The sequence below is a fragment of the Blastomonas aquatica genome, from assembly GCF_014639875.1.
Taxonomy (GTDB): domain Bacteria; phylum Pseudomonadota; class Alphaproteobacteria; order Sphingomonadales; family Sphingomonadaceae; genus Blastomonas; species Blastomonas aquatica.
In genome coordinates, this window is record NZ_BMGD01000001.1 from 595395 (window position 1) to 608018 (window position 12624).

The window sequence follows — 12624 nt, forward strand, 5'->3', positions numbered from 1 at the left end:
TCTGCGCGAAACCGGCGGGCCGATGCTGAATCGGGTGTGTCGTGGCTGGCCTTAGCGCAAGGTTGTGCGAGGGGAAAGGGGGAAGGGGCTGCAGCGGTGGTCGTGAACGTATGTAATTCGAGGAACGACGCAATCGAGTCTCGATTCTCGGCGACTTTTCCGTGTCTTCCGATCCTTACTAGACCTCCCTGGGCAGCGGATCTGGAGGCCGTTCGGACCCCTGCCTATCGCTTGCCCTCGAAGCTGCGAACCAAGCGCAGGCCGACATGGTCGATGCCGGGGTTCTGGTCGGAGAAAACCTGCGCATGGCTATGATGCTCCCAAACCAGCTCCGCCGCCCATTTCCGGCTGAGGCGGACGCCGACCGAAGCGTTGGGGTTGAACAGCACCCGCGACCCGAATGAGGTCTGGGTCTGGTAAATGGCGAAGCGCCGTCGCGCCTCGTCGATCGCCAGGCCAGGCGCGAACGGGTCGGGGGTGAAGCGGTAGCCATCATGTATCGTCAGACCGATGCCAACCTGACCATAAACGCGGCCGCCCAGGACATGCTGTCGCCATTCCGCACCAACACTGGCAAAGCTTGTACGTCCCTCCAGACTGATCTGCGCCTTGGCAGCCAGGCGTGGCTTGAGCGCGAAGCCGAGTGGTGCGGTGCGATAGAGCAGTTGCACGTCGGCGGTACCGTTCTCTTCCATCCCATCATAGACCTGACCCGGCGGCAGTGGTGGCAGATCGAAGCTCAGGCTGCTGCCGAGTGGGTGAAAGTTCGCACCGTGGCGCAGCACGCCGACGGCCAGTTCCGCACCGGGACGATCCTCACCGCCTCCGCTTTCGGTTTGTGCGGCGGCGGGAATGGAGGCGAGCGTCAACGCCGCGGCAAGCACGGTAAATTGCATGCGAATCATGGATAACCTCAAAGCAAAACGGCTGTCCTCGCGCCGCCGTTTGCGTGTATAATGACAAAAATTTGCTGTCAAACAGAAAGAATATTATGCAGGACAGATATTGGTTGCCGCCAAGCCAGGCGCGCAGGTTTCGCCTTATCGGGGCGCTGTTCCTGTTCGCGGCTTTGGTTATGCTGCCCGTCATCGTCTTTGCAGGCCTTACACCGGGCGCATACCCCTATTGCGGCGGCGAAGGGTGCTTGTGGGAGGCAAAACCCGCAAGCCTGCTGAGCCAGGAGATCCGCTTGCAGGTCGAGGCGACGGCACAGGCGCGAACCGCATTTGCCGCGTATGTCGCGCGGCCAGACGTCCGGCTGGGGCTTGCCGCCATCGAAGCGGTCGTGAGCGTGCCTTATGCGCTGCTGCTCGCGTGTGTCGGCCTAGCCCTGCGCCGATTGGGGGCTCCCGGCGGCCGGGCGCTGGTCGAGGCGCTGCAATGGTTGAAAAGGGCATCGGGCGCGGCGGTCATCTGGGCGCTTGCCAGCCCTATTCACCAGACGCTGCTCGAATCTTATCTCTCACCCGGCACCCCGACAGGGCCAACGCTGCAGATCGTGGTCAACCTTGCCTATATCGCGACGCCGCTGCTGCTCGCGTTGGCGGGCTATGCGGTCACCTGGGCGATCGAAACTGCGCTTCGCAAGCAGAACGAACTCGACGGGTTCGTCTAATGCCGATCATCGTCAACCTCGACGTCATGCTCGCACGCCGCAAGGTGCGGTCGAAGGAACTGGCCGAGGCCATTGGCATCACCGAATCCAATCTCTCGCTGCTGAAATCGGGCAAGGTCAAGGGGATCCGCTTCTCGACGCTCGCGGCGATCTGCTGCTATCTGGAATGCGAGCCAGGAGACATCATCGGCTACAGCCAGTCGCCCGACGATCTGCATGATTTCGACGGTCCGGAATGACGGTGCTGTCCTTATATCCGACTGCGCGGATCAGATCAGGTGCCAGATTATGCCGCAGGAGCGGCTGCTTCATGCGTTGCAGCGGCACGCATTGACCTGTAGGCCAGTTATGGGGGGCAACGAACGCCGCGACCAAGCGACGGCAGCCCGAAAGCACCATGACATGCCTGCCACCTTCGACGCGGTGGCTGACGGATTGATCGCATCGATCCGGCTCAGCCCGATAGCTGCGGTGATCAGCAACCCACGGTTGCCAGACAACCCGATCATCGCAGTGAACACCCCGTTCTGCGAGTTGACCGGCTATCAGCCACCCGAAATCATCGGCCGAAACTGCAAGTTCCTGGCTGGGCCTGCAACCGAACCCTGGCTGACCGACCGCATCCGCGACGGGGTACAACGCCACCGCCCGGTGCTGGTCGAAATTCTCAACTACAAGCGCGATGGCACGGCGTTCCGGAACGCCGTGCTGGTCGCCCCGGTGTTCGATTCGGAAGGCGCGCTGACCTATTTCCTGGGCTCTCAGGTCGAACTGCGCGAGGACGACGCCGGCCCCAACAGCAACCGTCATCATCGCGCGGTCGATCTCGTCAAGAAGCTGACCCCGAGGCAGCGGCAGATCCTGCAACAGATCGCCGCCGGGCACCGCACCAAGCAGATCGCCTACCGGCTGTCGCTGAGCGAGAAAACGGTCAAGATGCACCGGTCCGCGCTGCTTGCCAGGCTGGGGACATCCAACGTTGCCGATGTCATCCGGATCGCGGTCGAAGCGGGGTTGTAGCGACACTACAGCCTAAAGACCGTATAGAATTAACTGCGCAACAACCCAATATGCGGGGGATCGGGGTCATATGCTTGGCGCCGTCCCGCAAGATAACGGGTCGTCTTCAGGGTACTGTGGATCTATCCGGCTGGCAGGACATGCAAAGCACCGTGGCAACGACAATGTCTTTACCGTTCGTCCAACGCCATTTTTGCAGGGGTCCAGCATGGATACAATTACAGCGGGCCAATATTTATTGGTCTACAACGCCTTTTCATTCACTTTCGCTGCCATGGCAGCGGCTACTTTGTTCTTCTGGTTCGGCCGTTCTCAGGTCGGCCCGGCCTACAAGACCGCGCTGACCATCACCGGCCTTGTCACCGCGATTGCGGCCTATCATTATTTCCGCATTTTCGAGAGCTGGTCATCGGCATATGCGCTGACCGATGGCGTGATCACGGCCAGCGGCGTCGGGTTCAACGACGCCTATCGCTATGTCGACTGGCTGCTGACGGTACCGTTGCTGCTGATCGAGCTGGTGCTGGTGATGCGGCTGTCGCAAAGCAAGACCGTCTCGCTTTCGGTCCGGCTTGGCTCGGCCGCAGCGTTGATGATCATCCTGGGCTATCCCGGTGAAGTTGCCGACGACAACACGACGCGTGCGATCTGGGGAACCCTTTCGTCTATTCCGTTCCTCTATATCGTCTGGGAGCTGTTCAAGGGCCTGGGCGATGCGATCGAGCGTCAGCCCGAAAGCGCGCGCGGCCTGATCAAGCAGGCGCGCCTGCTGACCTTCGCGTCATGGGGCTTCTACCCGATCGTCTATATGATCCCCTACACCAGCCTGTCGGGTGGTGCAGTCGAAACCGGCGTGCAGATCGGCTACACGATTGCCGATATCGTCGCCAAGGTTGGCGTCGGCATCCTGGTCTACATGATCGCGGTGCGGAAGTCGGAAGCCGAATATGGTGATGCGGCCAAGCCGGTTACCGTAGCGGTTGCCCAGTAAGATTGAGTCATCGGCCGATCGAACCACCTGGTTCGCTCGGCCGATGAACCTCCGTCATGGCTCAGACCGTTTTCCTTCCTTTGCCTCTCCGCCTCGACCGCGGAGCGCCCGGCTGGCTGCTTGTCTTCACCTGCCTGGCCATCGCCCTGCACTTTGCTGATCTGCTGCCCCAGACAGCTGCTGCCATCGCGGTGCTGTCTGCCACGCTGATGGTGGTGGGGATGCCGCATGGCAGCTTCGACATCGCGCTGCTGCAGCGTGGCTCTTCCGATGGCGCGGCGATGCTATCTCGCACTGCACTGATCGGGCTTTATCTCGCCTGCGCGCTGGCCATGTATCTGCTCTGGCAGATCGCTCCCGCCTGGGGTCTGGGCATCTTCCTGCTGATGGCTGCAGTGCACTTTTCCGAAGACTGGCAGCGCTGCGGATCGCCGTTCATCGCCACCGGGATGGCACTGGCCTTTCTGTCGGCGCCAGTACTGCTGCATTCCGAAAGTCTCACCGGCCTGTTTGCGGTACTCTCGAACGACACGGCTGCGCGCCTGCTTGTCGATCTGATGGTGCTGATCGCACCCACGATGGTCATGCTGGCGGTCGCCGGTGCCGGGATGCTGTGGCATGCAGGCGAACGCAACCGCGCGCTGTCAGCAGTCTGCGGGCTGGCCGCGATGCTGGTGCTGCCACCGGTCCACGGCTTTGCGCTGTTCTTCTGCCTGGTGCACTCGCCGATCCAGTTCGCGGATCACTCGCGCGCGCTGGGGTTGCGTGGCGTGCGCCAATGGGGCGGCACCGTGATCCCGCTGACGCTGGGCGGACTAGCGGTCGCAGCCGGAATCTTTTTGGCCAACCGCAGCGCCGTGCTCACCGATGACGTGTTTGCCAGTAGCTTCATTGCGTTGTCGGTGCTCACCGCACCGCACATGCTGGTGCCGATGATCCTGCGGCTGAGAAGCCCTGCCCGCGCGCAGGCTAGCCCCCAGTCCCCCCAACCGTCAGCCCGCTGACCAGCAGCGTTGGCTGGCCCACGCCCGCAGGCACGCCCTGGCCGCCCTTGCCGCACATGCCGACGCCCTCGTCGAGCGCGAAGTCGTTGCCGATGCCGGTGACCTTGGTGAGCACGGTGGGGCCGTCGCCGATCAGCGTGGCGCCCTTGATCGGGGCACCAAGCTTTCCGTTTTCTACGCGATACGCCTCGGTGCACGAGAAGACGAACTTGCCCGAGACGATGTCGACCTGCCCGCCGCCAAAGCTCTTGGCGAAGATGCCGTTTTTCACGCGCGACAGCAGTTCGGCTGGGTCATCGTTGCCGGCGCGCATGAAGGTGTTGGTCATGCGCGGCATCGGAGCGTGGGCGTAGGACTGACGGCGGCCGTTGCCGGTGGGGGCGACGCCCATCAGCCGGGCATTGAGCCGATCCTGCATGTATCCGCGCAAAATGCCGTTTTCGATCAGCACATTCTCCTGGGTGGGCGTGCCCTCGTCGTCGATGCTGAGCGATCCGCGGCGGTCCATGATCGAGCCATCGTCGACCACGGTCACGCCATCGGCGGCGACGCGCTGGCCGACCCTGCCCGAAAACGCGCTGGTGCCCTTGCGGTTGAAATCGCCCTCAAGCCCATGACCGATAGCCTCGTGCAGGATGATCCCGGGCCAGCCGGGGCCGAGCAGCACGGTCATCTCGCCCGCAGGCGCGGCGATGCTTTCGAGGTTGGTCAGCGCTTGGGCCAGCGCCTCGTCGATCGCGCGGTTCCAGGTCACATCGTCGAACAGGCCGTCGTACAGATAGCGCCCGCCCATGCCGAAGCTGCCGACCTCGCGCCGCTCGCCGCTCTGCGCGACGATCGAGACGTTGAGGCGGACCAAAGGCCGGACATCGGTGACGACGAAGCCATCGGCGCGGACCACCTCGATCACCGACCAGCTGCCGATCAGGCTCGCGGTGACCTGCGCGACGCGCGGATCGCGCGCGCGCGCTGCGGCGTCGATCTTTTCAAGCAAGGCGATCTTGGTCTCGAACGGGATACTCTCGAGCGGGTTGCCGTCGGTGTAGAGGTGGCGGTTGTTTTGCCGGGGGGGAGGCGCCGCCTCGCCCTTGGCGGGATCGAGCAGTTTCAGGGTCTCGGCGGCGCGGCGGATGCCGGCTTCGCTGACGTCGTTGGCGTGCGCAAAGCCGGTCATCTCGCCCGACACGCCGCGCAGGCCGAAGCCCGAATCGGTCGAATAATCGGCGGTTTTCAGCCGGCCATCATCGAACACGAAGCTCTCGCTCGCGGCGTACTGCAGGTAGAGCTCGCCATCATCGCAGCGCGACAGCGCGTCACGGGTGAGGCGTTGTGCGGCATCGGGGTCGAGCGCATCGGGGCGGTAGAGGAACGAGCGGGGGTCTGCGGTGGCGATCATGGTCATGCCTGACATATGCGGCATGGGAGGGGATTATGGAAGGGTAAGCGAGTATTTCACCCCACCTGGCCGTTCTCCGGCGAAAGCCGGAGTCCAGAGCGGAAGCAGTGCGAACTCGCCCCTGGACTCCGGCTTTCGCCGGAGAACGAGGTATGTTTTCAGCCGCCCAGACGCTCGAGTGCCCTCTCCCGCCCGATCAAAGGCAGCAATTCACCCATATCCGGGCCGTGGTCCATTCCGGTGAGCGCGCGGCGCAGCGGCAGGAACAGCCCCTTGCCCTTACGCCCGGTGCTGGCCTTGAGCACTTCGGTCCAGTCCTTCCAGACGGTGGCGCCGAACGCCAGCGGCTCGAGCGCCGCCCGCGCCTCTGCCAGAAACGCCGCATCCTCTGCCTCGGGCGCGGGCGCATCGATCGGCCCCTCGATCACCTGCCAGTAATCGGCAACCTCGCCCAGATGCGCGATATTGGGGCGGATGGCGTGCCATGCGGCCTCGTCCACCTGTGGCGGCAGCTGGTCGGCGACACTCGCGAAATCGGCGGTATGCACCAGCTGGCGGTTGATCCGTTCCAGATCCTCCTCGGCAAAGCGCGCGGGCGCGCGGCCGAAGCGGGCGAAATCGAAGCTGTCGAGCAGCGCCGCGCGGTCGTGCAGTGGCTCGACCGGATCGGACGTCCCCAGCCGTGCCAACAAAGCTACAATCGCCTGAGGCAGGATGTGCTTCTCACGCAATTCGCCGACGCCCAGCGAGCCAAGCCGCTTGGACAGCTTGCCCTCCGCGCCCACCAGCAGCGCTTCGTGCGCAAATGCGGGCGGGGTGCTGCCGAGCGCGGTGAACATCTGCAGCTGGACTGCGGTATTCGAGACATGGTCCTCGCCGCGCACGACGTGGGTGATCTGCATATCGACGTCATCGATGGCAGAGGGCAGCATGTACAGCCAGCTGCCCTCGGCGCGGCGGATGACGGGGTCAGACAGGCTGGCGGCATCGAACTTCTGCGCTCCCCGGATCAGGTCGTCCCAGGCGATCGGTTCGGCGTGGTCGAGTTTGAACCGCCAATGCGGCTTGATCCCCTGCGCCTCGAGATCGGCGCGTTCGGCATCGGTCAGCGCGAGCGCCGCGCGGTCGTACACCGGCGGCAATCCGCGCCCCAGCGCGATCTTGCGCTTGAGATCGAGCTCCTGCGATGTTTCGTAGCAGGCATAAACCCGGCCCGCCTCGCGCAGTTTATTGAACGCCGCGTCATACAACGCCGCGCGCTCCGACTGGCGATACTCGGCATCGGGGGTGAGCCCCAGCCAGGCCAGATCGGCGCGGATGCCGTCGACATACTCCTCGCGGCTGCGCTCGGCATCGGTGTCATCGATCCGCAGGATGAAGCGCCCGCCGGTCTTCTTGGCCCACATCCAGTTGTGCAACGCGGTACGGATGTTGCCGATGTGCAGATGCCCGGTGGGCGAAGGGGCGAAACGGGTGGTGATGGTCATGGCCTACAATCGTGTTAGAGAGCGCCGCAGGCTGCACGGCAAAGCACAGCTCGCGTTGGCTGGTTCAGGCAGCTGTCTGCAAGGGTTCCACAGCCGGTTGGCTGTGCTCGAGTGCCATGGCAAGATCATAATTCGCCTGCAATCCTATCCAGAACCGCGCGGTGCTCACGCCTGCGCGTTCCAGCCGGATTGCCAGATCAGGGCTGATCGCGGCTCGGCCATTGATAACGCGCGACAATGCCACCCGCGACATACCGAGCTTGCGCGCTGTTTCGGTTACACCCAGGCCGAGCGGCACGATAACGTCATCGCGCAGCATGGTTCCTGGGTGGGGGGGAGTTTTCATCATCTCAATCCGCCTCAATGATAGTCCTGATAATCCACAAGTTCAACATCAGGCCCGACAAACCGGAACGTGATTCGCCAGTTGCCATTCACCCATATCGACCAGTGACCTGCCATATCGCCCTTGAGCGGATGCAGCCGGTATGACGGGAGCGAGAGTTCGCTGGGCGCCTGGGCTACATCCAATGCTGCCAGAATGCTGAGCAACTTCGCCTTGTGAGCAGCCTGAATGCCTTTGGCCGAACCAGTTTCGTAAAGCAGCCGCAGGCCCTTGTGACGAAAGCTGATGATCATGGCACATGATATATCGCGTAACGATACACGATGCAAGTGATCATGCCGTCCGGAACCGATTAGTGATCGGGTAACGCCTGTCGCGCCCGAAATTGCGAATGCCCAGCTTGACCCCAGGCGGAGCCTGGCGGCGCTTGTATTCGGCAATGTACAAAAGCCGCTCGATCCGCGCGACGGTGTCGTGATCGAAGCCGCGCGCGACGATATCGGCGACGCTGAGCTCCTCCTCGATCAGGCCGTGCAGGATCGGGTCGAGGATTTCATAAGGCGGCAGGCTGTCGTCATCCCGCTGGTCGGGGCGCAGCTCTGCGCTGGGCGGCTTGGTGATCACGCGATCGGGCATCACCGGGCCATGGGGCCCCAGCGCCAGCGGCGGCTTGTTGGCGTTGCGCCAGCGCGACAGGTCGAACACGGTGAGCTTGTACGCATCCTTGAGCACGTTGTAGCCGCCCGCCATGTCACCATAAATGGTGGCATAGCCGACGCTCATCTCGCTCTTGTTGCCAGTGGTCAGCAGCATATGGCCGAATTTGTTGGAGAGCCCCATCAGCGTCACCGCGCGAATCCGCGACTGGATGTTCTCTTCGGCAAGGTCGGGTTCGCGTCCGGCAAAACTGCCCGCGAGCATCGCATCGAACGCTTCGACCGCAGGCTGGATCGGGATGCTGTCGAGCCTGCAGCCCAGCATCGCGGCACAACCGGCGGCATCGTCGAGGCTGTCCTGGCTGGTAAAGCGGCTGGGCAGCATAACGCACCATACCCGGTCAGGCCCCAGCGCATCGACGGCAACCGCAGCGGAGAGCGCGCTGTCGATCCCGCCTGACAGCCCCAGCACCACGCCGGGAAAACCGTTGGCGTCGACATAGTCGCGAAGGCCGATGATCATCGCATGATAGGCATCCTGCGGCGCGGGGTCGAGCGCATGGATCTCTCCGGGCGCGCAATGCCAGCCCTGCTCCCCCCGGGTCCACTCGGTGAGCACCATGGCCTCTTCCCAATCGGGCAGCTGATGCGCCAGCGATCCATCGGAATTGACCACGAACGATGCGCCATCGAACACCAGTTCATCCTGCCCGCCGATGCGGTTGAGGAACACCAAGGGCAGCCCGGTTTCGGCGACGCGCGCGCGCGCAACCTTGTGCAACCGCCCTTCGCCCTTCTCGATCTCGTACGGGCTGCCGTGCGGCGCGATCAGGATGTCGGCGCCCATCGCCTTCAGATGGCCGCAGACCTTGGGAAACCAGATGTCCTCGCACAACGGCAGGCCCAGCATCATCCCGCGGAAAGGAACCGGCGGCTGCAGCTGGGCCGAGGCGAACAGGCGCTTTTCATCGAAGGTGCCGTAATTGGGCAGTTCGTGCTTGAGCCGCACCGCAGTGATCGCGCCGCCATCGAGCAGCGCAAGGCCGTTGTACAGCTGCCCCTCGCGCACGAACACCGATCCCACCAGCATCGCCGGACCGCCATCAGCGGTCGCCGTCGCCATCTGCTCGAGCTGCTCGCCTGCACGCGCGATCAGCGCGGGCTTCAACACGAGGTCTTCGGGCGGATAGCCGATCAGTTGCAGCTCGGGGAACACCACCAGATCGCACACGCCTGCCGCCTGCCGCGCCGCCAGCATGGCTTGGGCATTGCCCGCGATATCGCCCATGGTTTGCGCGCACTGGATGAGGGTAATCAATAGCCGGTCGGTCATGATCATCCGAATAGGGGCACGCCCCAGACGCGGCAACAGGTTTTGCCGTGCAGGACCATCATGCGTATTTCATCAAACTTACATCTTTCGATTTGCCGGCCATCTGGCTAAAGCGCCCGGACAGATCACGGCAACGGGGATACGCGATCATATGAAAATTCTCTCAGGCAACAGCAACCTGCCACTGGCGCGCGCCATCGCCGCCTATCTGGAAATGCCGCTGACCGACGCCAGCGTGCGCCGTTTTGCCGATGAGGAAATCTTCGTCGAAATCCACGAGAATGTCCGCGGAGAGGATGTGTTCGTCGTCCAGTCGACCGGCTACCCCGCCAACGACAACCTGATGGAGCTGCTGATCTGCATCGATGCGCTGAAGCGCGCATCTGCGCGGCGGATCACCGCCGTGATCCCGTATTTCGGCTATGCCCGGCAGGACCGCAAGCCCGGACCCCGCACCCCGATTTCGGCCAAATTGGTCGCCAACCTCATCACCACCGCCGGCGCCGACCGTGTCCTGTCTGTCGATCTGCACGCAGGCCAGATCCAGGGCTTTTTCGATATCCCGACCGACAACCTGTATGCCGCGCCGGTGATGGCGGCGGACATTCAGGCGCGCTTTGGCGAGCATGAGCTCATGGTCGTCTCGCCCGATGTCGGCGGCGTGGTACGCGCACGCGCGCTGGCCAAGCGGCTCGACAACGCCCCGCTCGCCATCGTCGACAAGCGCCGCGAACGTCCGGGCGAATCCGAGGTCATGAACATCATCGGCAATGTCGAGGGCCGCTTCTGCATCCTGATCGACGACATCGTCGATTCGGGTGGCACGCTGTGCAACGCGGCGCAGGCGCTGAAGAACGCGGGCGCGGTCGATGTGGTCAGCTATGTTACGCACGGCGTCCTTTCGGGCGGCGCGGTGGCGCGGGTCAACAACAGCGTGCTCAAGGAACTGGTGATCACCGATTCGATCCAGTCGACCGATGCGGTCACCGGATCGGACCGCATCCGCAGCCTGCCGATGGCCGCGCTGATCGGCGAAGCCATGCGTCGCATCGCCGACGAAAGCTCGGTCTCCAGCCTGTTCGATTGACCGACGGCCTTGCCTGGCTTTCTGGATCGCTATCTTGCACGGGTCGGTCTGGAGGGCAGGCCCGGTATCGACCTGGCAAGGATCGATGCGCTGCTCTGGGCGCAAAGGCTGTCGATTCCTTATGACGCGCTCGATGCGCGGCTGGGCCGCGGGGTAGACCTTGCGCCGGATATCGTTGCCAATAAGCTGCTGTCGGGCACGCGGGGGGGGTATTGCTTCGAACTCAATCAGATTCTCGCCCGCGCGCTCGAAGCATTGGGGTTTGTCGTCGTCCCGATGTTGGCCCGGGTCTGGTTTCGTCAGGAACCGGGCGATGACGTGCCACCGCGCACCCATATCGTGCTGGCAGTGGCGTTGAACGGAGAACGCTGGCTGGTCGATGCGGGCTTTGGCGGCGGCCATGTTCCCGCGATGCCGCTGCGCGACGGGGCGGAGGCGCCGGGGAACGATGGCGCCAATCACCGGCTGCGGCGCGATGCCGAATTTGGATGGATGCTCGAGCGCCATTTTGCCGGGCAATGCCGCAACCAGTACAGCTTTACCGACGACAGGGCACTGGCGGCGGACATTGCGATGTCAAACCACTGGACCGCGACCTCGCCGCGATCGCGCTTCATCTGTAACGTGCTGGTCAGCCAGGTCACGCGCGACGGACTCAAATCTATTACCAACGCCCAGTTCAGCGTGCAGCGCGGCGAAAGCGTCGAGCGAACCGCGATCGATACCCGCGAGACCATGCAGGCGCTGCTGGCCAATCAATTCGGAATCGCGTTGACCCTGGATGAGGTCGAACGGCTCGCGTTGTTTTGAGCCCGGTGCGTCAACACCACGCTGGCTTTTACCCCTTATCAACGATAGCGATCGACGCATGATCCACAGCAAAGACATCGCGCTGGCGCAGCGGCTGGCAGAAGCCGCAGGCGAGGCGATCCGCCCGTTCTATCGCTCCAGTTTTACCACCGACCGCAAGGCCGATGCCTCGCCCGTGACTGAAGCCGACCGCGCCGCCGAAGCTGCGATGCGTGCGATCCTCGATGCTGAAGCACCGCGCGACGGCGTGATCGGTGAGGAATATGGCGAAAAGCCAGGGTCGACCGGGCGCACCTGGGTGCTCGATCCAATCGACGGCACCACCAGCTTCATCGCCGGGCGGCCGATCTTCGGCACGCTGATCGCGCTGATCGCCGAGGAATGGCCGGTGCTGGGCGTGATCGATCAGCCGATCGGGTGCGAGCGCTGGGTCGGCGCGACCGGGCGCGGCACCACCTTCAACGGCAAGCCGGTCAGGGCGCGGCTGTGCCCGGAGATCGAGGACGCGGTGCTCGCCACCACCAGCCCGCACCTGTTCAGCGATCATGACGCAATGCACTTCATGGCGCTCGCTAAGCAGTGCGACACCAGGCGGCTGATCTGGGGCGGCGATTGCTACAATTATGGCTTGGTCGCGCAAGGGTCGGTCGATCTGGTGTGCGAGAGCGGGCTGAAACTGCATGATTTTGCTGCGCTTGTCCCTGTCGTCGAAGGCGCAGGCGGGCATATGTGCGACTGGAACGGCGATCCGCTGCACAAGGGCAGCGATGGCCGAGTCATCGCGATGGGCGATCCGGCGCGGCTGGAAGACGTGCTGGCAGCGCTGGCGCACTGACGCCGCCATCTAGGCGCAGATATCGGGGCGGACAGATCCGGGCG

14 protein-coding genes are annotated in these 12624 nt (G+C 63.6%); 8 read left to right on the top strand and 6 right to left on the bottom strand.

Features of this window, described 5'->3' with window-relative positions; translation table 11 throughout:
• Positions 1-224: 224 nt before the first annotated feature.
• Entirely contained in the window at positions 225-905 is a 681-nt protein-coding gene (locus IEW00_RS02750; RefSeq protein WP_188512810.1) for an acyloxyacyl hydrolase, read from the bottom strand.
• Positions 906-991: 86 nt separating this feature from the next.
• On the opposite strand from IEW00_RS02750, the gene IEW00_RS02755 reads away from it, so the two are divergent.
• The 5 genes from IEW00_RS02755 to IEW00_RS02775 all read left to right on the top strand — a co-directional run bounded on the left by IEW00_RS02755 (position 992) and on the right by IEW00_RS02775 (position 4630).
• Positions 992-1615 carry a hypothetical protein gene (locus tag IEW00_RS02755; RefSeq protein ID WP_229736767.1) on the top strand — a complete coding sequence of 208 codons (624 nt, stop codon included), beginning with the start codon at positions 992-994 and terminating at the stop codon, positions 1613-1615.
• Complete coding sequence (locus IEW00_RS02760; protein WP_188512811.1) at positions 1615-1854, top strand: helix-turn-helix domain-containing protein; 240 nt, start codon at positions 1615-1617, stop codon at positions 1852-1854. Before IEW00_RS02755 ends, IEW00_RS02760 begins: the two co-directional genes overlap by 1 nt.
• Positions 1855-2017: 163 nt before the next feature.
• Entirely contained in the window at positions 2018-2635 is a 618-nt protein-coding gene (locus IEW00_RS02765) for a LuxR C-terminal-related transcriptional regulator (RefSeq protein WP_188512812.1), read from the top strand.
• A 208-nt stretch (positions 2636-2843) separates the two neighbouring features.
• A complete protein-coding gene (locus tag IEW00_RS02770) occupies positions 2844-3626 on the top strand; it encodes a bacteriorhodopsin-like (RefSeq protein WP_188512813.1) in 783 nt (260 codons plus the stop codon).
• Between the two features lie 56 nt (positions 3627-3682).
• The gene (locus IEW00_RS02775; protein WP_188512814.1) at positions 3683-4630 is read left to right on the top strand and encodes a Brp/Blh family beta-carotene 15,15'-dioxygenase; all 948 of its coding nucleotides are present in this window, start codon (positions 3683-3685) and stop codon (positions 4628-4630) included.
• Here the strand turns inward: IEW00_RS02775 and tldD are convergent.
• From tldD to IEW00_RS02800, 5 genes are all read right to left on the bottom strand, one after another.
• Positions 4596-6041: a metalloprotease TldD gene (gene tldD / locus IEW00_RS02780; RefSeq protein WP_373282560.1), complete on the bottom strand. Its 1446-nt coding sequence runs from the start codon at positions 6039-6041 to the stop codon at positions 4596-4598. The two genes, IEW00_RS02775 and tldD, sit on opposite strands and share 35 nt — an antisense overlap.
• 143 nt (positions 6042-6184) lie before the next feature.
• Positions 6185-7513: a glutamate--tRNA ligase gene (gene gltX, locus IEW00_RS02785; RefSeq protein WP_188512815.1), complete on the bottom strand. Its 1329-nt coding sequence runs from the start codon at positions 7511-7513 to the stop codon at positions 6185-6187.
• Between the two features lie 64 nt (positions 7514-7577).
• Positions 7578-7862, bottom strand: a complete 285-nt coding sequence (locus IEW00_RS02790) for a HigA family addiction module antitoxin (RefSeq protein ID WP_188512816.1) — start codon at positions 7860-7862, stop codon at positions 7578-7580.
• An 11-nt stretch (positions 7863-7873) separates the two neighbouring features.
• Positions 7874-8152: a type II toxin-antitoxin system RelE/ParE family toxin gene (locus IEW00_RS02795; protein WP_188512817.1), complete on the bottom strand. Its 279-nt coding sequence runs from the start codon at positions 8150-8152 to the stop codon at positions 7874-7876.
• Between the two features lie 40 nt (positions 8153-8192).
• Positions 8193-9848, bottom strand: coding sequence for an NAD+ synthase (locus IEW00_RS02800; RefSeq protein ID WP_188512818.1), 1656 nt, complete (start codon positions 9846-9848; stop codon positions 8193-8195).
• Positions 9849-9999: 151 nt separating this feature from the next.
• Between IEW00_RS02800 and IEW00_RS02805 the strand changes: the two genes are divergently transcribed.
• Genes IEW00_RS02805 through hisN form a run of 3 tightly spaced genes read left to right on the top strand, consistent with a single transcriptional unit; the run spans position 10000 to position 12580 of the window.
• Entirely contained in the window at positions 10000-10935 is a 936-nt protein-coding gene (locus IEW00_RS02805) for a ribose-phosphate pyrophosphokinase (RefSeq protein ID WP_188512819.1), read from the top strand.
• A 9-nt stretch (positions 10936-10944) separates the two neighbouring features.
• Positions 10945-11745 carry an arylamine N-acetyltransferase family protein gene (locus IEW00_RS02810; protein WP_188512820.1) on the top strand — a complete coding sequence of 267 codons (801 nt, stop codon included), beginning with the start codon at positions 10945-10947 and terminating at the stop codon, positions 11743-11745.
• A 58-nt stretch (positions 11746-11803) separates the two neighbouring features.
• A complete protein-coding gene (gene hisN, locus IEW00_RS02815; protein WP_188512821.1) occupies positions 11804-12580 on the top strand; it encodes a histidinol-phosphatase in 777 nt (258 codons plus the stop codon).
• Positions 12581-12624 lie beyond the last annotated feature (44 nt).

What these genes read in the sequence shown, in the direction of transcription:
- IEW00_RS02750 (WP_188512810.1), bottom strand. Translation starts at nt 905, where the DNA reads ATGATTCGCATGCAATTTACCGTGCTTGCCGCGGCGTTGACGCTCGCC.
- IEW00_RS02755 (WP_229736767.1), top strand. Translation starts at nt 992, where the DNA reads ATGCAGGACAGATATTGGTTGCCGCCAAGCCAGGCGCGCAGGTTTCGC.
- IEW00_RS02760 (WP_188512811.1), top strand. Translation starts at nt 1,615, where the DNA reads ATGCCGATCATCGTCAACCTCGACGTCATGCTCGCACGCCGCAAGGTG.
- IEW00_RS02765 (WP_188512812.1), top strand. Translation starts at nt 2,018, where the DNA reads ATGCCTGCCACCTTCGACGCGGTGGCTGACGGATTGATCGCATCGATC.
- IEW00_RS02770 (WP_188512813.1), top strand. Translation starts at nt 2,844, where the DNA reads ATGGATACAATTACAGCGGGCCAATATTTATTGGTCTACAACGCCTTT.
- IEW00_RS02775 (WP_188512814.1), top strand. Translation starts at nt 3,683, where the DNA reads ATGGCTCAGACCGTTTTCCTTCCTTTGCCTCTCCGCCTCGACCGCGGA.
- tldD (WP_373282560.1), bottom strand. Translation starts at nt 6,041, where the DNA reads ATGTCAGGCATGACCATGATCGCCACCGCAGACCCCCGCTCGTTCCTC.
- gltX (WP_188512815.1), bottom strand. Translation starts at nt 7,513, where the DNA reads ATGACCATCACCACCCGTTTCGCCCCTTCGCCCACCGGGCATCTGCAC.
- IEW00_RS02790 (WP_188512816.1), bottom strand. Translation starts at nt 7,862, where the DNA reads ATGATGAAAACTCCCCCCCACCCAGGAACCATGCTGCGCGATGACGTT.
- IEW00_RS02795 (WP_188512817.1), bottom strand. Translation starts at nt 8,152, where the DNA reads ATGATCATCAGCTTTCGTCACAAGGGCCTGCGGCTGCTTTACGAAACT.
- IEW00_RS02800 (WP_188512818.1), bottom strand. Translation starts at nt 9,848, where the DNA reads ATGACCGACCGGCTATTGATTACCCTCATCCAGTGCGCGCAAACCATG.
- IEW00_RS02805 (WP_188512819.1), top strand. Translation starts at nt 10,000, where the DNA reads ATGAAAATTCTCTCAGGCAACAGCAACCTGCCACTGGCGCGCGCCATC.
- hisN (WP_188512821.1), top strand. Translation starts at nt 11,804, where the DNA reads ATGATCCACAGCAAAGACATCGCGCTGGCGCAGCGGCTGGCAGAAGCC.